General features: G+C 60.4%; 17 protein-coding genes. 4 read left to right on the top strand and 13 right to left on the bottom strand.

Annotated features, from left to right (window positions below; translation table 11 throughout):
• Positions 1 to 2: 2 nt before the first annotated feature.
• Positions 3 to 530 (bottom strand): hypothetical protein, encoded by a 528-nt coding sequence (locus tag ACR0LW_RS02660; RefSeq protein ID WP_480881504.1) that lies wholly within the window; start codon positions 528 to 530, stop codon positions 3 to 5.
• Positions 531 to 670: 140 nt separating this feature from the next.
• On the opposite strand from ACR0LW_RS02660, the gene ACR0LW_RS02655 reads away from it, so the two are divergent.
• Positions 671 to 1,081, top strand: coding sequence for a SufE family protein (locus tag ACR0LW_RS02655; protein WP_170518846.1), 411 nt, complete (start codon positions 671 to 673; stop codon positions 1,079 to 1,081).
• A 2-nt stretch (positions 1,082 to 1,083) separates the two neighbouring features.
• On the opposite strand, the gene ACR0LW_RS02650 is transcribed toward ACR0LW_RS02655, so the two are convergent.
• Both ACR0LW_RS02650 and ACR0LW_RS02645 read right to left on the bottom strand, forming a co-directional pair.
• Positions 1,084 to 1,743: a DUF1638 domain-containing protein gene (locus ACR0LW_RS02650; protein WP_480881503.1), complete on the bottom strand. Its 660-nt coding sequence runs from the start codon at positions 1,741 to 1,743 to the stop codon at positions 1,084 to 1,086.
• A gap of 179 nt (positions 1,744 to 1,922) precedes the next feature.
• Complete coding sequence (locus tag ACR0LW_RS02645) at positions 1,923 to 2,621, bottom strand: cobalamin B12-binding domain-containing protein (protein WP_170450348.1); 699 nt, start codon at positions 2,619 to 2,621, stop codon at positions 1,923 to 1,925.
• 289 nt (positions 2,622 to 2,910) lie between these two features.
• Between ACR0LW_RS02645 and ACR0LW_RS02640 the strand changes: the two genes are divergently transcribed.
• Complete coding sequence (locus ACR0LW_RS02640) at positions 2,911 to 3,978, top strand: PA0069 family radical SAM protein (RefSeq protein ID WP_480881502.1); 1,068 nt, start codon at positions 2,911 to 2,913, stop codon at positions 3,976 to 3,978.
• A 282-nt stretch (positions 3,979 to 4,260) separates the two neighbouring features.
• On the opposite strand, the gene gltA is transcribed toward ACR0LW_RS02640, so the two are convergent.
• Both gltA and gltX read right to left on the bottom strand, forming a co-directional pair.
• Positions 4,261 to 5,556, bottom strand: a complete 1,296-nt coding sequence (gene gltA / locus ACR0LW_RS02635; protein ID WP_170450352.1) for a citrate synthase — start codon at positions 5,554 to 5,556, stop codon at positions 4,261 to 4,263.
• Between the two features lie 122 nt (positions 5,557 to 5,678).
• On the bottom strand, positions 5,679 to 7,079 hold the full coding sequence (gene gltX, locus ACR0LW_RS02630) for a glutamate--tRNA ligase (RefSeq protein ID WP_480881501.1): 1,401 nt from the start codon (positions 7,077 to 7,079) through the stop codon (positions 5,679 to 5,681).
• A 78-nt stretch (positions 7,080 to 7,157) separates the two neighbouring features.
• Here gltX and ACR0LW_RS02625 point away from each other — a divergent pair, with 78 nt between their 5' ends.
• Positions 7,158 to 9,194: a ComEC/Rec2 family competence protein gene (locus tag ACR0LW_RS02625; RefSeq protein WP_480881500.1), complete on the top strand. Its 2,037-nt coding sequence runs from the start codon at positions 7,158 to 7,160 to the stop codon at positions 9,192 to 9,194.
• Between the two features lie 8 nt (positions 9,195 to 9,202).
• On the opposite strand, the gene lexA is transcribed toward ACR0LW_RS02625, so the two are convergent.
• The 6 genes from lexA to ACR0LW_RS02595 all read right to left on the bottom strand — a co-directional run bounded on the left by lexA (position 9,203) and on the right by ACR0LW_RS02595 (position 14,028).
• Positions 9,203 to 9,901 (bottom strand): transcriptional repressor LexA, encoded by a 699-nt coding sequence (lexA, locus tag ACR0LW_RS02620; RefSeq protein WP_170450359.1) that lies wholly within the window; start codon positions 9,899 to 9,901, stop codon positions 9,203 to 9,205.
• 78 nt (positions 9,902 to 9,979) lie between these two features.
• The gene (locus ACR0LW_RS02615; protein WP_480881499.1) at positions 9,980 to 11,152 is read right to left on the bottom strand and encodes a molybdopterin molybdotransferase MoeA; all 1,173 of its coding nucleotides are present in this window, start codon (positions 11,150 to 11,152) and stop codon (positions 9,980 to 9,982) included.
• Entirely contained in the window at positions 11,149 to 11,622 is a 474-nt protein-coding gene (gene moaC, locus ACR0LW_RS02610) for a cyclic pyranopterin monophosphate synthase MoaC (protein ID WP_480881498.1), read from the bottom strand. Before moaC ends, ACR0LW_RS02615 begins: the two co-directional genes overlap by 4 nt.
• Positions 11,622 to 12,434: an indole-3-glycerol phosphate synthase TrpC gene (trpC, locus tag ACR0LW_RS02605; RefSeq protein WP_480881497.1), complete on the bottom strand. Its 813-nt coding sequence runs from the start codon at positions 12,432 to 12,434 to the stop codon at positions 11,622 to 11,624. The genes moaC and trpC overlap by 1 nt, the downstream gene beginning before the upstream one ends.
• Complete coding sequence (gene trpD / locus ACR0LW_RS02600) at positions 12,431 to 13,450, bottom strand: anthranilate phosphoribosyltransferase (RefSeq protein WP_170734831.1); 1,020 nt, start codon at positions 13,448 to 13,450, stop codon at positions 12,431 to 12,433. Before trpD ends, trpC begins: the two co-directional genes overlap by 4 nt.
• Positions 13,447 to 14,028 (bottom strand): aminodeoxychorismate/anthranilate synthase component II, encoded by a 582-nt coding sequence (locus ACR0LW_RS02595; protein ID WP_170734830.1) that lies wholly within the window; start codon positions 14,026 to 14,028, stop codon positions 13,447 to 13,449. Before ACR0LW_RS02595 ends, trpD begins: the two co-directional genes overlap by 4 nt.
• Positions 14,029 to 14,188: 160 nt before the next feature.
• Between ACR0LW_RS02595 and ACR0LW_RS02590 the strand changes: the two genes are divergently transcribed.
• Positions 14,189 to 15,658, top strand: coding sequence for a divergent polysaccharide deacetylase family protein (locus tag ACR0LW_RS02590; RefSeq protein WP_480881496.1), 1,470 nt, complete (start codon positions 14,189 to 14,191; stop codon positions 15,656 to 15,658).
• 39 nt (positions 15,659 to 15,697) lie between these two features.
• Here the strand turns inward: ACR0LW_RS02590 and trpE are convergent, their stop codons facing one another.
• Together trpE and ACR0LW_RS02580 are read right to left on the bottom strand one after the other, a co-directional pair.
• A complete protein-coding gene (gene trpE / locus ACR0LW_RS02585) occupies positions 15,698 to 17,209 on the bottom strand; it encodes an anthranilate synthase component I (protein WP_480881495.1) in 1,512 nt (503 codons plus the stop codon).
• Between the two features lie 11 nt (positions 17,210 to 17,220).
• The gene (locus ACR0LW_RS02580) at positions 17,221 to 19,062 is read right to left on the bottom strand and encodes a peptidyl-prolyl cis-trans isomerase (RefSeq protein WP_480881494.1); all 1,842 of its coding nucleotides are present in this window, start codon (positions 19,060 to 19,062) and stop codon (positions 17,221 to 17,223) included.
• Between the last annotated feature and the right edge of the window lie 12 nt (positions 19,063 to 19,074).

Here is a 19,074-nt window from a genome sequence, read left to right as displayed (position 1 = left end):
CCTTAACGCCGCCGCGATTCCAGTGCGTTTTGCTGTCCGACCACCCGGACGACGCGGATGCCCTCCAGGTCTTGCTTGGTGACATTGATCGCGTCGGACACCATGCGCGTCCTTTCAGACCCTTGTGCGGTCTGATAGGTCGGGTAGTTCACGCGAAACACAAACTCCAAAACGCCATTCTTCCGGTTTTCTTCTGATTCCACAGGTACAAGCCGCGCCTCATATGCGCCCTGACGGATTGCAGTGCCCGAGGCATATACGATTGCCCCCGAAGGTATGGCATCGATCCGCAATTCATCGATTTTGGCGATAGGAACGCTGGTATCAACCTCTTCAGGGCGCGCAAACAGACCGCGACCGCCGCGTTGTTCGGGAATCAACGCATCCGCGTTATTTGCCGGAGCTGTCTCGACCGGGGCCGGGGTGCTGGAGCCAAACCAGTTCGACGGGTTCACCCGCGACTCGCGCCAACTGTTACAGGCGGTCAGGGTCAGTGCGGCGACGACAAGGATGGACAATGATTTTTGCATGGACCCACGGTTCTTTGGCTGTATTTCAGTCAATGGGTTAGCGCAATTTCCGTCCCTTGAAAAGCCACGGCAGGGGCTGGACAGCCGTGCATCGCCGCCTTAGGTCACAATTGTGAATGCAACGGAAGGACCGCCGCACAATGGCAACGCCCGCCTTTGAAGACATCGTCGAGGATTTTGAGTTTCTGGAGGACTGGGAAGACCGGTACCGCCATGTGATCGAGCAGGGCAAGGCGATGGACCCGCTTGACGATGCGCTCAAGGTTCCGGCGACCAAGGTGAACGGCTGCGCCAGTCAGGTGTGGCTGCACCCAATGATCGAAAACGGCGTGTTCCGGTTTGACGGGGATAGCGACGCATTGATCGTGCGCGGGCTGATTGCGGTTCTTCGGTCGCTGTATAACGGTTTGCCCGTGGCCGAAGTTCCCAAGGTGGACGCAGGCGGTGAATTGGCGCGGCTTGGGCTGAACGACCACCTGTCAGCGCAGCGTTCAAACGGCTTGCGTGCCATGATCGAACGTATCCGCGACGTCGCGCAAGAGAACGCCTGACCCTAACCCGGTCGCTTGGCCCAGTCTTTCAGCGTGACCTCAAGATCGCCGTATCCGGTGAGGCGGCGTTCAAATTCCAGACCCATCTTGTCGGCACAGGCGCGGGCGCGTTCGGTCAGGGCAGGGTCATCGGTCTGGGCCTGATAGACGAGCTTTGTGTAATTGCCGAAATACATGTCCCGCAGTTCAGGGTGACGGTCCAACCCTAGCGGTTTCCATACAAAGGCATCGAACTGCCGGGCCAGAAAATCCGTCAGATAGAAAGCCGTCGTTTCATCATCGCCGTGGTCGGCGAAGGTCTGATTGCCTTCAAAAAACGAATAGCAATGGGGGCCTTTGACCATCTCAACCCCCAGACGTTCGCATGCTTGTTGCAGCAGCCCACCGGTGCCGCAATCGGCGTAGACCACAAAGATCTGGTCGTAATGATCGCGGTGTTTGGCCACGGCGTCCTCGACCGCCTGCGTGATCCGTTCGGGATGAATGTGCAGAATCGCTGGCAGACAGGTGAGCGCCATGTGATCCCAGCCATTGCGTTTTTTCAAATCCAGGATCTCGCGCGCCAAGGCTCCGCAGGCGATCAACAGGATGCTTCCGGACGTATCGGCGGAGTATCCTTGGTTGGTCAGGCTTGTATCGTCGGGCAGGGTGTCGTTCGGCATGGCTGTGCTTTCTGCTGCGCTGTGTTCAGAAAAGGACGAATGACGGTTTTGGGCAAGCCTTGCACCGACATCCTGTGTCAGGTCGCCGACGCCTTGGTTCCTGACCGCTTCAGTTGTGACAATCCAACAAAAAAGCCGCCCATGTGAGGGCGGCCTTTCAATCAGATATGTCTGACGGGTCAGCCAGCCAGTTGGTTGTGCTTGCGCGACACGAATTCTTTCGCTGTCTCCACCGCAACGGCGGCGTCCCGGCAATAGGCGTCGGCACCGATGGCCTTGCCGAATTCCTCGTTCAAAGGTGCGCCACCGACCAGAACGATGTAGTCGTCGCGCACGCCTTGCTCGACCATCGTGTCGATCACGACCTTCATGTAAGGCATGGTGGTGGTCAGCAGGGCGGACATGCCCAGAATGTCGGGCTGTTCGTTTTCCAGCGCTTCCAGGTAGTTCTCGACCGGGTTGTTGATGCCCAGATCGACAACCTCGAAACCCGCGCCTTCCATCATCATCGAGACAAGGTTCTTGCCGATGTCGTGGATGTCGCCCTTCACGGTTCCGATCACCATCTTGCCTACGCGTGGTGCACCGGTTTGCGCCAGCAGAGGCTTGAGGATAGCCATGCCGCCTTTCATGGCGTTGGCGGCCAGCAGAACCTCGGGCACGAACAGGATACCGTCGCGGAAGTCATGGCCGACGATGGTCATGCCACCGACCAGCGCTTTGGTCAGAACGTCATAAGGCATCCATCCGCGTTCCAGCAGGATGTTCACACCTTCTTCGATTTCTTCCTTCAGGCCATCGTAAAGGTCGTCGAACATCTGTTCGACAAGTTCGTCGTCGTTCAGTTCGGACAGGATGATGTCTTCTTCATCAGACATGGGGCGATTCCCTGAGCTGTTTGGACCACAGGTCCATGGTGGCATTTGTTCCGTTTTGGCTAAAACGTCGCAGTTTGACTGTGACGATTGCGACCTCAGTGGTTTCGGGACCGACCTATAGGATAGAAATTCGCAACCTGCGACTGAATTCTTCGCAAGATCATTCTGCATATGGTTCAAGTCGTTAGGCGAAATCCCCTGGATTCTGTTTTTTGGCCGGAAGGCCACGTGGCACTTGCCGTAGCGGCGGTCTTTGGTTACTTTGCAAAAAGGAACAAAAAGCGAACAAATGACCGATCATTTCACAATCCGGGGGCGGGGAACCGCATCAAACGACGCTGGTCGGTTTGAACGCTATGCCACTGTCGCAACCGATGATGGCTGGTCGGCGGACGAAGACCTGCCCCCCCTGCGTACCGAGGTTCGGGATGAGGTCGCGCGGAGTGTGATCACCTATAACCGCTCTCCGGATTTGCCCTTTGATCGATCGATTAACCCATATCGCGGGTGCGAACATGGTTGCGTGTACTGTTTTGCCAGACCCAGCCACGCTTATTTGGGTCTGTCCGCAGGGCTGGACTTTGAAACGCGTTTGGTTGCCCGTCCGAACGCGGCGGATGTTCTGCGCAAAGAACTGTCGTCGCGGTCCTACCGCGTGGCGACCATCGCTTTGGGGACCAACACGGACCCCTACCAACCCATAGAGAAAACCCGTTTGATAACAAGGGAATGCTTGCAGGTTTTGCAGGACTTCAACCACCCGGTTGCCATTGTCACCAAGGGTGCGCTGATCGAGCGGGATCTGGATATTCTGGCCCCAATGGCCGAGTTGGGACTGGCGCGGGTCGGTATATCGCTGACGACGCTGGATGGGGATTTGTCGCGCCGGATGGAACCTCGGGCCCCGTCACCAAACCGACGGTTGCAGATGATCCGCAGATTGACACAAGCCGGGGTACCGGTGCGCGTGATGACATCTCCGCTGGTTCCGGGGCTGACCGATCACGAATTGGAACAGTTGCTGGAGGCAGGCCGGGACGCCGGTGCAGACACCGCAAGCTGGATCATGCTGCGCCTACCCAGAGAGGTCTCGGAACTATGGCAAGAATGGCTGGCCCAGCATGAACCCGCGCGCGCAGGTAAGGTGATGTCCCGCCTGCGCGACATGCACGGAGGTCGGGATTACGATCCTCGTTGGGGTCACAGAATGCGGGGCGAGGGGGAGTATGCGCAGGTCATTGCGCAGCGTTTTTCGAAAGCCTGCAAGCGCCTTGGGCTGGCAATCAAATCCGACGCTCTGCGCTGCGATCTGTTCTCGATCCCGCCGCAGGCCGGGGACCAACTAAGCCTGTTTTGAGATGGACCGGGCATAGTCATTTCTGGGCCAAAAGGCTGCTGGCGCCTTCTTATCAGGCCTCTTGTGGACCAATTGGCTGGGTCGCTGGTTCACTTGCGGCAAGGATCAAAGCCCTGACCAACACCCCCAAACAGAGACATTAGCCAGGAAAAAGAGCACTGGCGGCGCTAGAAAAATTCGAAGCGGCGGCACGACGAGGTTTACCGCTGCCGGCCGGATCCACATTTGACTGCTCAAAAAAAAACCCCGCAAATCGCGGGGTCTTTCTTGTGTCATGCCGCCTTAGCGGTTTTCGATATCCACGTAGTCGCGGTTGGTCTCGCCCAGATACAACTGACGCGGACGGCCGATCTTGTTCTGTGGATCGGCAATCATCTCTTTCCACTGGCTGACCCAGCCAACGGTGCGCGAAAGGGCAAAGATCGGGGTGAACATCGAGGTGGGGAAGCCCATCGCCTCGAGAATGATGCCCGAATAGAAGTCCACATTCGGGAACAGTTTTTTCTCGGCGAAATACGGATCTTCCAGCGCCTCACGCTCAAGTTCCTTGGCGACCTGCAGCTTCGGATTGTCTTCAATGCCCAGCAGATCCAGCACTTCGTCAGCCGACTGCTTCATCACCTTGGCGCGCGGGTCGAAGTTCTTGTAGACGCGGTGGCCAAAGCCCATCAGGCGGAACGGGTCGTTCTTGTCCTTGGCGCGGGCGATGTATTCAGGGATACGATCAACGGTGCCGATCTCTTCCAGCATCTCTAGACAGGCTTGGTTCGCACCGCCATGGGCCGGACCCCACAGGCAGGCGATGCCAGCGGCGATACAGGCAAACGGGTTTGCACCGGACGATGACGCCAGACGCACGGTCGATGTCGAGGCGTTCTGTTCGTGGTCCGCGTGCAGGGTAAAGATGCGGTCCATTGCACGGCTGAGGATCGGGTTCACTTCATACTCTTCCGCGGGAACGCTGAAGCACATGCGCAGGAAGTTCGACGCATAGTCCAGATCATTGCGCGGATAAACGAAAGGCTGACCGGTGTGGTACTTGAAGGCCCAGGCCGCAATGGTAGGCATCTTGGCGATCAGACGGTGCGAGGCGACCTCGCGCTGATGCGGGTCCGAGATGTCGGTCGAATCGTGATAGAAGGCCGACATTGCTCCAACCACGCCCACCATGATCGCCATCGGGTGCGCATCCCGGCGGAATCCGCGATAGAAATACTGCATCTGCTCGTGCAGCATGGTGTGACGGGTGATCGTGGTCTCGAAGGTTTCAAGATCCTTGGCGCTCGGCAACTCTCCGTACAGCAGCAGATAGCACACTTCCAGGAAGTGGGATTTCTCGGCCAGTTGGTCGATCGGATAGCCCCGGTGCAGCAGCTCGCCCTTTTCACCATCAATATAGGTGATGGTGCTGTCGCAGCTTGCGGTCGAGGTAAAGCCGGGGTCATAGGTGAACACACCCGCCTGACCGTACAGTTTGCGGATATCGACAACGTCAGGCCCAGCGGTCGGCGAGTGAACCGGCAACTCATACTCTTTTCCATGCACGGTCAGAGTGGCTGTTTTGTTGCTATCAGTCATGATTGTCCCTTCTTCATTCGTGCGCAGGCCAGATCGTTGCCGAATCCTGCGGGCAATGACCGCGCGCAAGCGCGCAGTCCGGGTGTTAGCGGAGCAGCGTTACCCGTTTATGAAGCTTGGGTTTATTTCGCTGCCTCAGAAAGCCGCGCCAGGGTTTCATCGCGTCCCAGCACAAGCATCATGTCAAAAACCGAAGGTGTGACGGCCCGACCAGCCAATACAGCCCTAAGCGGGCCTGCCAGCTTGCCGAACTTGACCTCCCTTGCTTCGGCAAAGGAATTCAACGTCTCTTCCAGCTCGTTCCGGGACCAGCTAGCATTTTGCAACTGCGGCGTCAATTCATTCAGTATACCATCGGATACTGATGCCAACGCTTTTGCGGCTTTCTCATCCGGGGCAATCGGGCGCTCGGTCAGTACAAAATGCGCTTTTTCAAGCAGTTCCGGGAAAGTGCGCGCGCGATCCTTGAGGCAATACATCGCACGTTCCAGATCACCCGATTGTGTCTGTGTGAGAGCGGGCAGCTCTGCTGCCGCGAGGTAATCTTCAACTTCTTGCCGCAGCGCAGCATCATCCGAGATTGCGATGTGCTGACCGCACAGGTTTTCCAGCTTTTTCAAGTCGAAACGCGCCGGGCTTTTGCCGATTCCATCCAGATCGAACCACTCTTTCGCCTGTGCGTCGGTGAAGAATTCATCGTCACCGTGGCTCCAACCCAGACGTGCCAGATAGTTGCGCATACCGGCGGCGGGATAGCCCATCGCCTGATATTCCTGCGCGCCCAAAGCGCCGTGGCGTTTGGACAGTTTCTTGCCGTCAGGCCCGTGAATCAGCGGAATGTGCGCCCAGACTGGAACGTCCCAGCCCATCGCCTCGTAGATCATCATCTGGCGGGCGGCGTTGTTCAGGTGATCGTCGCCGCGGATCACATGGGTGACGCCCATATCGTGGTCATCAACCACAACCGCCAGCATATAAACCGGTGTCCCGTCCGAGCGCAGAAGGATCATATCGTCTAGCTGATCGTTGCGGATGGTCACATCGCCCTGAACCTGATCCCGGATCACGGTCGCGCCGTCCTGCGGCGCCTTGATGCGGATCACAAAAGGCGCATCGGGGTGGGTTTCAGGGGGCGCATCGCGCCAGGGGCTGCGGAACAGGGTCGATTTCCCCTCGGCCCGTGCCTGTTCGCGGAATGCGGCGATTTCATCCTGAGACGAGAAACACTTATAAGCCTTGCCCTCAGCCAATAGCTGATGCGCAACCTCGGCGTGTCGTGCGGCCCCTTCGAACTGAGAAATCACGTCGCCGTCGTGATCCAGCCCAAGCCACTCCATGCCTTGTAGAATCGCCGCGGTGGCCTCGGGGGTCGACCGCTCGCGGTCCGTGTCTTCGATTCGCAGCAGGAACTTGCCGCCGCGCCCGCGCGCATAAAGCCAGTTGAACAGCGCTGTGCGTGCACCGCCGATGTGCAGAAAACCGGTGGGTGAGGGTGCAAAACGGGTGACGACCTGATCGGACATTATTTTGATTAACCTTTTGGTAACCGCGACGGGCATAGTGTGGCGCTTGTCTAACGAGCCCGAAGGACGGGGGCAACCATGCGTGTTCTTGCACGGGCCCAGGCGGCGCTGCTGAACCAGACGGGGTTCCTGTTTCCATGGTCTCCGGTATGTCTGGCGCTTGGGATTGGCCTCTATTTCGGATTGCGGTTCGAACCGGGCTGGCCGATCTATCTGGGCTTTGCGACCACCGGTTTGGTGCTGATCGGCCTGTGCCGCTTTTTACCGGCCGGATGGGGATCGTTGGCAATCGGGGGGGCGCTGGTTGCTGTCGGCTTTCTGCTGGCAGGTGCCCGCGCCCATATGGTGGCGGAACCGGTTTTGTCATGGCGGTATTACGGCCCCATCGAGGGGAGGGTCGTCGCCATGGACCGGTCTGCCTCGGATGCGCTGCGACTGACGCTGGATCAGGTGCGGGTAGGGGACGTGCCGCATGATCGGCGACCGCAGCGCATCCGTCTTTCCGTTCATTCTCAGGTCGGTCCCATTGCGCCGGGGCAGCGGATCATGACCACCGCCCATCTGTCGCCGCCGCAAGGCCCGGTCGAGCCCGGCGGTTTCGATTTCCGCCGCCACGCCTGGTTTCAACGCCTTGGCGCTGTTGGATACACTCGCGTCCCGGTCATGACCATTGCCCCGCCGCAGGACGCGATGGACGGGGTTCGGATTACCGCGATCCGCATGAAGATTTCCGAGCGGGTGCGTGAGATCTTGCCGGGGGAGGTTGGCGGCTTTGCCGCCGCCGTCACCACCGGAGACCGCAGCGGTATGGGGCAAGCGGCGCTTGGGGCGTTACGGGCCTCGAACCTCGCGCATCTACTTGCGATCTCGGGCTTGCATATGGGGCTGTTGACCGGGTTTGTCTTTGTCGCCTGCCGGATCGGGCTGTCCGCGATCCCGGCTTTGGCCCTGCGCGTTCCGGTTCGCAAACTGGCTGCGGGATGTGCGCTGGTCGCGGCGGTGATCTACCTGATGCTCTCGGGCGGTAACGTGGCGACCGAACGTGCCTTTGTCATGGTCACCGTCATGTTGGGCGCGGTTCTAATCGACCGCCGCGCCATCTCGTTGCGGGCGGTGGCCGTGGCGGCGTTGATCGTGCTGGCCTTGCGCCCGGAAACCCTGTTGAGCCCGGGTTTTCAGATGTCATTTGCGGCAACCACGGCCCTTGTGGCCGTCTTCGGCGCGCTGCGAGATTTCGGTCCGATGCCCGGCCCCAAATGGTTCCGGCCAATGGCTGGCGTTCTCATGTCATCTGCAATCGCCGGTCTTGCCACTGCGCCAATCGGAGCGGCGCATTTCAACACAATGTCCCATTACGGCCTGCTGGCCAACCTTCTGTCGGTTCCGGTGATGGGGTCGGTTGTGGTTCCCTTTGCCGTGGTGGCGGCGCTGCTGGCCCCGTTTGGGTTGGAGGCGATTGCCGTTCAGATCATGGGCATTGGCCTGCGATGGATCTTGATGATCGCGGACTGGGTCTCGGGCCTTGAGGGCGCGCAAGGTTACGTTGTCAGCCCGCCCTGGTTCGTGCTGCCGGTGATGGCCCTGGGCGCGCTTTGGATTGCCCTGTGGCAGGGTCGGGCACGGTGGATCGGCCTTGCCCCCGTTGCCCTTGCCTTTTTGTTCTGGACGTCTGGCCATCGCCCCGAGGTGCTGATCGCCGAGTCCGGTGGATTGGTGGGCGTCATAACCGAACAGGGCAGGGCGCTGAGCAAAGAAAAAGGCAGCGGTTTTGTTGCGACTGTCTGGTTAGAGAATGACGGGGACGGGCAGGATCAGGGGCACGCCGCCGGTCGCTGGCCGGGGCAGGCCGGTCTCATCCAGCGGATTGTCTTGCAGGACAAAGAGGTCATCCATGTCATCGGCAAAAGGGCCGCGCAGGAATTCACCGAATGTCATGAGAATCAGATCGTTGTTTCAGCCATAAATCTGGACATGGACGGAGATTGCAGCGTTTTTGACCCCGAACGGCTGTATGAGACCGGTAGCCTCTCCATCACTGATGGAAAGCTGATCACCAGCGCTGATCTGACCGGGCATCGCCTGTGGTCCCCGAAACCTTCCGGGGACAGGCGTTAAAGGTGGGATCAGTAGGTGCGGATCAACCCGACCAGACGACCCTGAACCTTGATTTTGTCTTCGGGCAGCACCCGCGTTTCATAGGCTGGGTTCGCGGCCTCAAGCGCGATGGCCTGACCGCGGCGGAAGAAACGCTTCAAGGTGGCCTCCTGATCCTCGACCAGTGCAACAACGATGTCGCCGTTGTCAGCGGTCGATGTCTCACGGATCACAACGACGTCGCCATCATTGATCCCGGCATCGATCATCGAGTCGCCCTTTACCTCAAGCGCGTAATGCGAGCCCTGACCCGAGACCATGGGACCGGGCACCGCCACACGATGCGAGACGTGGCTGATCGCCTCAATCGGCACACCAGCGGCGATCCGGCCCATAACGGGCAGTTCCATAGCATCCACCGCAACCGGCTCAAAGTTTGCTGGGCGTTGGCCTTCAGGCTTGTCACCATCGATCACACGCGGGCTGAACCCCGCCGTGGGTTGTCCGCCAAGGCTTTCGGGCAGTTTCACAATCTCGATCGCGCGGGCACGATGGGCCAGACGGCGGATAAATCCTCGTTCCTCCAAGGCCGTGATCAACCGATGAATGCCGGATTTCGAACGCAGGTCCAGCGCGGCCTTCATTTCGTCAAAGCTGGGCGGAACACCGTCCGCCTGCACGCGTTTGTGGATGAATTCCAGCAAATCCAATTGCTTCTTGGTCAGCATCGCTCACACCTCGTCGCTCATGCGTTTTCTTTTGTTCTACGCATGTTCACGTTTTGTGTCAACGAATTTGACGATGTTCTATATCGGCAGGTAGCGCACCGTTGCCCCCGCAGGCAGAGCGGGATCGTCGGGCGGGCGCACCAACAAGGCGTTGGCCTGTGCCAGAACGCTCAGCAGAGAACTGTCCTGATCGGCACAGGCGCGGATGCCATTGTCGTCGAGGATTGCGCGCATGTAGTGCTCGCGCGGACCATTCTCCGACAGCGGCTCGACTAGGGTGGCGGTCCTGAACGGTGTCACAACCGTATCCAGACCCAACATGCGCCGCACCATCGGAGCCAGGAACAAGTAGCCGCAAACCATTGCGCTGACGGGATTTCCGGGCAGACCGACCATGGCCGCATCGCCCATCCGTCCGGCCATCAGGGGTTTTCCGGGCCGCATTCGGATCTTGTAGAACGACCGTTCCATCCCCAGCGCCTCGGACACGTCGGACACCAGATCATAGTCGCCGACCGACGCGCCGCCGATTGTCACCACCAGATCCGCGCCCTCGGCCAGACCAAAGGCGGTTTCAAGCGACGATACCGTGTCCTGCGCGATGGGCAGGACGCGGACATGTGCGCCAAGCCCCCCCAGCAGGGCTTTCAGGCCGAACGTATTCGAGGCGATGATCTGGTCAGGGCCGGGCGTTTCGCCGGGCATGACCAACTCATCCCCGGTCGAAATCAGCGCGATCTGAGGTTTCCGCGTGACCGGCACCTTTGCGATGTTCATGGAGGCCATCAGGGCGGCATCTTCGGGGCGGATCAGACGCGGGGCGGTGATTTTGGTGCCCTTGGCGAAATCCACCCCGGCGGGCCGGATGTTGGTTTTGGGGCCGGGGGCGTCGGTGATGGTGATCAAATCACCCCGGCGCTCCACATCTTCCTGAATAACAATGAAATCAGCACCTTCCGGCACCGGCGCGCCGGTGAAAATGCGCACAGCCTGACCCGGTCCGACACGTCCGTCGAAGCGATTGCCCGCAGCGGATTCCCCTACGACCTTGAACATTGAATGCAGTTCAACCTCAGCCGCTTTGACCGCGTATCCATCCATGGAAGAGGCCGCAAAGGGCGGCTGATCGCGCGTCGCTGCGACGTCTTCGGCCAGGACCCGGCCTGCGGATTGGGCCAGTGGCACATGCTCGACCGGCAGAGGGAGCACCAGATCGAACAGCAGGGCGCGGGCGTCTTCAATCGTGATCATTGCGCTTCGTAACGCCCTGATTTTCCGCCGTCTTTCAGAAGGACCCGAATACCGCCGATCTCCATCGCCTTGTCCACGGCTTTGGTCATGTCATAGACCGTCAGCGCGGCGGTCGAGACGGCCGTCAGCGCCTCCATCTCAACCCCGGTCTGGCCCGAGGTCTTTACGGTGGCTTCAATCTGAACGCCCGGTAGATCGGGGTCCAGCGTCAGCTCCACTGCAACCTTGGTCACCGGCAAAGGGTGGCAAAGGGGGATCAGGTCAGGCGTTTTCTTGGCCCCCATGATCCCGGCCAGTCGCGCAACGCCCAGAACATCGCCCTTCTTGGCGCGACCTTCTGAAATTAAATCAAAAGTTTCCGGCGCCATCTTGATGTACCCGGATGCGACAGCTACGCGGTCCGTCACCTCTTTTTCCGAGACATCGACCATATGGGCCTGACCTTGCGCATCGAAATGGGTGAGCGGCATCACATCACTCCGGGGATCAGCGGGTTTGACAGGATGTGCCGGGTCGCGGCGGTCACGTCGTCCTGACGCATCAGGCTTTCGCCGATCAGGAAACACCGCGCGCCGTAACGGGCGATATCGGCCAAATCCTCGGGCGCGCCCAGACCGCTTTCGCAGACGATCGTCCGGTCTCCTGGAACCAGCTTCGACAAACGTCGGGTCGTATCAAGAGTGGTCTCGAACGTCTTGAGATTACGGTTATTTATGCCGATCAGGGGGCTTTTCAACTGCGTCGCACGCTCCAACTCGGCCGCGTCATGAACCTCGATCAGAACGTCCATGCCCCAGTCAAAAGCGGTTTGTTCCAGTTCAGCGGCCTGAGCATCCTCGACCGAGGCCATGATGATCAGGATACAATCTGCCCCCAATGCGCGCGCTTCGACAACCTGATAGGGGTCATACATGAAATCCTTGCGCAGGGCGGGCAGGTTGGTGGCGGCTCGGGCTGCGGTCAGGTATTCCTTGGAGCCCCGAAAGCTGGGCGTGTCGGTCAGCACCGACAAACAGGCCGCGCCGCCATCTTCATAGGCTTTCGCCAGAACCGGAGGATCAAAATCCGGGCGGATCAATCCTTTGGACGGGCTGGCTTTTTTGACCTCGGCAATCAGTCCATACCCGGTGCGGGACGCATCGTGCAGCGCTGCAGCAAAGCCGCGAACCTCGGGCGCTTCGCGCGCCTCGCTTTCCAACTCGTCCAGCGATTTTTGCGCCTTGTCCGCTGCGATCTCTTCCAGCTTGTAGGCTTTGATTTTGTCCAGAACAGTCTCGGTCATGCGGCTTCCTGTGTGATCCGCGCCAGGGCGGTTATTTTCTCTTTTGCTTTGCCACTGTCGATGCTTTCGGCAGCCTTTTCAACGCCTTCGCGCAGGTCCGAGGCCGCCTCGGCCACGACCAGAGCGGCTGCCGAATTCAGCAGAACGGCGTCGCGATAAGCGGACGGCGCGCCATCCAGCAAGGCGCGAAAAGCGGTGGCGTTTTCCTCGGGCGTGCCGCCGATGATGTCCTCGAACGGGTGCACAGGCAGGCCCGCGTCTTCGGGGTGCAGTTCGACCTCTTTGACGGTATCGTCTTCCAACGCGGCAACCCAGCTGACGCCGGTGATGGTCAACTCATCGGTGCCGTCCGAGCCATGTACCAACCATGCGCGGTCAGAGCCCAACAGACCCAGCGTCTCCGCCATCGGTCGGATCAACTCGCGCGAGAATGCGCCGGTCAACTGACGCTTGACGCCCGCCGGGTTGGTTAATGGCCCGAGAATGTTGAAGATCGTGCGCGTCCCAAGCTCTTGCCGCGAGGGCATGACATGGGCAATCGCCGGGTGGTGCATCGGAGCCATCATGAAGCAGATACCGGCTTCATTCAGCGCCTTTTCAACCACTTGCGGGCCGACCATCACGTTGATTCCCATCTGCCCCAACGCGTCCGCCGCGCCGGATTTGGAACTGAGGTTCCGGTTGCCGTGCTTGGCCACGGTGACACCGGCCCCCGCCACGACAAAGGCCGTCGCGGTCGAGATGTTCAGGGTTCCCTTGCCATCACCACCCGTACCGACAATATCCATTGCACCCGCAGGTGCGGACACAGCGTTGCACTTGGCGCGCATCACAGCAGCGGCGGCGGCGTATTCGTCCACGGTTTCGCCCCGCGTGCGCATCGCCATCAGCAGCCCGCCGATCTGGCTGGGGGTGGCTTCGCCGTCGAACAGAATGCCAAAGGCCTGTTCCGCCTCGGCACGGGTCAAAGGCCGATCAGCCGACGCGCCGATCAGCGGTTTCAATGCGTCGCTCATGCGGGGACTTTCAGTTCTTGCAGGAAGTTCTTGAGCAGGGCGTGGCCATGCTCGGATGCGATGGATTCCGGGTGGAACTGGACGCCGTGAATGGGCAGTTCCTTGTGTTGCAGCCCCATTATGGTGCCGTCTTCCAGTTCCGCCGTGATCTCAAGGCAGTCGGGTAGCGTCTCACGCTCGACGATCAGGGAATGGTAGCGGGTCGCTTCAAAGGGTGAGGGAAGTCCGGCGAACACACCTTTGCCCGTGTGTTTCATCGTGCCCATCTTGCCATGCACGATCTCGTGGCAGCGCACGACCTTACCGCCAAAGACCTGTCCGATAGTCTGATGGCCCAGACACACACCCATCAGCGGCGTTTTCGTCTCAGCCGCGGCTTCGGTCAGGGCCAGGCAAATCCCCGCCTGATCCGGGTCGCAGGGGCCGGGGCTTAGCAGGATACCGGCGGGGTTCATCGCCATGGCTTCCTGCACATCCAGCGCATCGTTGCGGCGAATGACCATTTCGGCCCCAAGTTCGCCCAGATAATGCACCAGGTTGTAGGTAAACGAGTCGTAGTTGTCGATCAGCAGCAGCATTTGGGCACTTATCTTCGCTTGGGCATTTCAGGCTGGCGATGCAGCCCCCGGCCACGGTATAATGTCGGGACATACATGCTCAGGCTTGTGCGGCAGCGTCAAGAGGACATCCCGTTCCCGGCGCGTCATCAGGCCAAGCGTCGCAGCAGACGGCGTCGGGATGGGCAAAGCAGTAAACAGGCGAAAGGCACTGGTCATGGGCGGATTTATCGGGGGAATGGTCGCAGGCGCGGTCGTTGTTTTGATTCTGGGCGCGGTACTGTCGTTGCAGGCGCCGTTGGCTCAGCGAACCGCGGTCACGACCGAAGCGCCGCAACCCGAAGACGTGGCGACATCCGAGGCCCCGGAAGGTGTGGCCGAGACCGGATCGGATGCGGATCTGGTCGAAGTGCCCCCAGCTGCGCCAAATGTTGCCGAGTACCAAGAAGAAGACGCAGCCGATCTGTCAGGTCTTGAGGCCGAGGCAGATGCCCAACCCGTGATCACGGATCCGGCGCAACAGGCCGAACAGCCTGACCCTGCGGTTTCCGAGGACGTCGCGGTGCTGACGGATCCGCCCGCCGCGCCACAACTGCCGGGGGCTGCGCCGGAGGCCCCTCAGGACGATAGCCAACCGCTGGTGATCGACGAAACACCCGCGCCGCCTGCAAAGGAAGATGTGGCTGGACTGGAACCCCAGCCAGAACCGACGCCATTGCCGGGCACGTCCAGCGAGGACACCGAAGAGAACCCGTTTGAAAACAGCCCGATTGCCGTTGAAGGCGACGAGGATGTTTTGCCCCGGACCTTGCCGCGTCTTGCAGCTCTGCCTCAGATCGGGGGGGAGGGTGAGACCAGCACCAGCTCAATCATTGGCAAACGTGTTGTTCCCCTGACCGAACGGGACGATCCGCCAGCGACGGATACGCCGACCGCGGACACGGCAGGTACGGACGGATCGACTGCCATCGCGATCGGAAAACCCATCGAGGCGTACGCCGCGTCGTTCGATAACCCCGAGGCCAAACCGCTGATGTCGATCATTCTGATCGATGACGAGGACGCATTTGGAGCCGAGGCGCTGCAGGATTTTCCCTATCCGATCAGCTTCGCCGTCAGCCCGTCCGACCCGAATGCAGCCGAGAAGATGGCCCGCCACCGAGCCGCCGGGTTCGAGGTGATGGCCTTGGTTGATCTGCATGAGGCGGCCAGCGCACAGGATGCCGAGGTTTCGATGGCCGTGTGGCTTGAAGCGCTGCCGGAAACCGTGGGTATTCTGGAAGGGGTCGATACCGGCATTCAGGGCAATCGCAAACTGGCGGATCAGGTGGCCGAGATTGCGGGTGTGACGGGCCGGGGGCTGATCACGCAGGATAACGGGTTGAACACGGTCCAGAAAATCGCGGCCCGTAACGGCGTGCCGTCGGGCGTGGTGTTCCGCGATATCGACGGGGCGCGTCAGGACCCCAAGATCATGCGCCGGTTCCTGGACCAGGCCGTGTTCCGCGCCGGACAGGAAGGCACGGTTGTGATGCTGGGTCGCGTGCGGCCCGAGACGATCTCGGCCCTGCTGCTTTGGGGATTGGAAGATCGCGGCAATCGGGTTGCCATGGCCCCGATCTCGGCCGTCATGATGCGCGAAGTGCAGTAAGATAAAGAAAGGCGGCTGATCCGGGATCGCCGCCTTCTTTTATTGGTTGCCGCTGCCGGTGAACCGGGCAGCATCTGCCGCAGCCCGTCGGATCGCATTGGATTTGTGGACTGTCTCCATATACTCAGCCTCTGGGTCGCTGTCGTAAACAACGCCGCCACCGGCCTGAATATAAAGCTTCTGATCCTTCACGATCGCTGTGCGCAGGGCGATGCACATATCCATATCGCCGCCCGCGCTGAAATAGCCGACACCGCCGCCATAGACGCCGCGCTTTTCCGGCTCCAGCTCGTCGATGATCTCCATCGCGCGGACCTTGGGCGCGCCCGAGACGGTCCCCGCAGGCATCCCGGCAAAGAAGGCATCCAGCGCGTCTTTGTCCTCGGCCAGTTCGCCAACCACGTTCGAGACGATGTGCATCACGTGGCTGTAGCGTTCGATGATGAACTCTTCGGTTGGACGTACGGTGCCGATCTTGGCAACGCGGCCTGTATCGTTGCGGCCCAGATCCAGCAGCATCAGATGCTCGGCCAGTTCTTTCTTGTCAGCCAGCAGATCGACCTCATTGGCCTTGTCCTCTTCGGGCGTCGCGCCGCGCGGGCGGGTGCCTGCGATGGGGCGAATGGTGACTTCGTCGCCGAAGACGCGCACCAGAATTTCGGGGCTCGCGCCCACAACCTGAAAACCGCCGAAGTTGAAGTAGAACATGAACGGCGACGGGTTTGTGCGGCGCAGCGAGCGATAGAGCGCAAAGGGCGGTTGCGGGAAATCCTGCGTCCAACGTTGCGCCGGGACGACCTGAAAAATGTCGCCCGCACGGATATATTCCTTGGCCTTTTCAACGGCTTCCATATATCCTGATTTGGTGAAATTCGACACGGGCGGCGCAACCTCGGACGCGTCCCCCAGATCGCGGGTCTCGGCAGGCATGGCGCGTTCCAGATCGCGGACCGCGTCCATCACACGCTCAGCCGCTTGGGCATAGGCGGCCTTGGCGGATTGCCCCTCACTGACCCAGGCGGGCGAGACAACGGTGACCTCGCCCTTCACACCGTCCAGCACCGCGATGACCGAGGGGCGCAGCATGATCGCGTCCGGCAGACCCAGCGGGTCGGGGTTCACGTCCGGCAGATACTCGACCAGACGCACCATGTCATAACCCAGATAGCCAAACAGCCCGGCGGCGGCCTGGGGCAGATCATCGGGCAGGGCGATCCGGCTTTCCGCCAGCAACGCACGCAGATTGTCCATCGGGTTGCCGTCCTGAGGCGTAAACGCCTCGGGGTCGAATCGGGTCGAGCGGTTCAGTTCGGACGCCTCACCCCGGCAACGCCAGATCAGATCGGGCTTCATCCCGATGATCGAATAGCGCCCGCGCACCTCTCCGCCAGTGACGGATTCCAGCATGAACGCGTCTTTCTGCGCGCCGGTCAGTTTCAGCATCAGCGAGACCGGCGTATCCAGATCGGCGGCGAGCCGCGTGTAGACGACCTGATTTTCGCCCGCTTCATAGGCGCGGGCGAAACTGTCGAAATCGGGGGTCAATGCCATCTTGGTCTCGTTTAATAGCTTGCCTGCACGGCGTTCAGGGCTTGCTGATCGACCACAGGGCGGGCCCGTGTTTGCGCATCGCGCACATAGGCGTCAAAGATATTCTGGGCCAGTGCCTGATCCAGTTGAGCGGTCAGTGCTTCCTGCACCTGACGCAGTTCGTCGGTCTCGGCCGGGGGCAGAATCTCATCCAGACGCACGATCATGGCCGCTTCGTTGCCGCTGATCACGCGCAACTCGCCGGGTTCCATTTCGAACACTTCGGCCATGAAACTGGGCGGCACATCGTCCAGAAACGCGGTGCGGGTCAGGGCGTTTTCGACGCGGAACGGCAAGCCGGTTGCAGTGAAATCGCCGTCGGTTGCCAATTCCACCAGGACCGAGGCCGCCTGATCCAGCAGTGCTTTGTTTGTCTCTGCAGCAATCCAAGCGGCGGCGACGCGATCACGCGCGCTGTCCAGCGGTTCAGGGCGCGGCGGCAGTTCTTCATCCAATCGCAGGGCAAAGATCGAGCCGTCCTCAAGAAAGCCGATCTCGGGGAAGTCGCCTTCACGCACGGCTTCGGCTGCGGTGCGGAACCCGTCATAGGCGGCAACGCTTTCGTCGCTGTCGCCGGTCCAGTCGATCTGGCCCAATTCCATCTCGGTCTCGGCAACCAGTTCTTCCAGTGTCGCACCACCGGCCAGCATGTCGTTGATGTCTTCCGACTGCGCCTCGATCAGACGGCGGGCGCGATCCGAGGCGATTTCTTCCCGCAGGGCCGGTTCGGCGTCTTCAAACCGAGTGTTGTTTGCGGCCAGCGATCCGTTGATGCGGAACAGGGCAGGGCCGAAGACCGACGGCAACGGACCGACAACCGCGTCGAGTTCGGCGGCAAACACCGCATCGGCGGCCTCGCCCAGATCATCGCGTGTGACGTCGCCCAGATCGATATCGCTCAGCTCCAACTCGCGGTCGCGAACCAGTTGTTCGAAAGTCGTACCGCCGACTTCGAGCTGGGCCTTGGCATCATTTGCGGCCTCTTCGCTGGGGAAGTTCAGACGTTCGACCAAACGGCGTTCAGGCTGCTGGAATTCGTCCGCGCGCTGATCGTAAAGGCGGCGCAGCGTGTCCTCATCGACCTCGACCGTGTCCACCAGCATCTCGGGCGACAGGATGGCATAGGTCAGGCTTTTGGTACGAGGCAGGGTGAACTGATCCGTGTTCTCATCGTAGTAAGACTGAACCTGATCTTCGGTCGGCTCGGCGACCGGCGTGGTCAGCGCGTCAATGCCAAGCGTTGCCACGGTAAAGCTGCGGCGCGCGCCGATATAGTCGACCATGGTTTCGGTCAGCGTTGCGGGCATCTTCACGCCACCGGTCACTGCGGCCTGAATGATCGTGCGCGAGGATTCCTTGCGCAGATCGTCTTCGAACTCGGTATCGGTCATGCCGATCTGTTCCAGCTGGAACCGATAGGCTTCGCGGTCAAACGTGCCGTTCACGCCCTGAAAGGCTGGGATCGCCACAATCTCTTCCTGCAGGTTTTCATCCCCGATCGAGATACCAAGCTGAGCGACCTCGTTGTCCAAAGCGGCCAGCGCAGTCAGGCGCGACAGGGCCAGTTGGTCCAACCCAAATTCACGGGCCTGAGACATTTGCAGCGGCTGACCGGTCTGCGCCTCGACCGCGCGGATTTCGCGCTGAAGCTCGCGCACATAAGCCTCAACCGAGACGCTTTCGTCGCCCACTTGCGCCACGGTCCGCACCGTGCCGCTGAGATTGGTTGCGCCAATGCCTGCGAGACCTACGAACAGAAGGCCCATCAGTATCCAGACAAAGGTTTTTGAAAGACTGTTCTTGCCTGCAGCCATAATGCCCTCTTG

Source organism: Ruegeria sp. N4 (assembly GCF_056531425.1).
The sequence above is the reverse complement of the archived record's forward strand: the minus strand, read 5'-3'. Positions and strand labels throughout refer to the sequence as shown.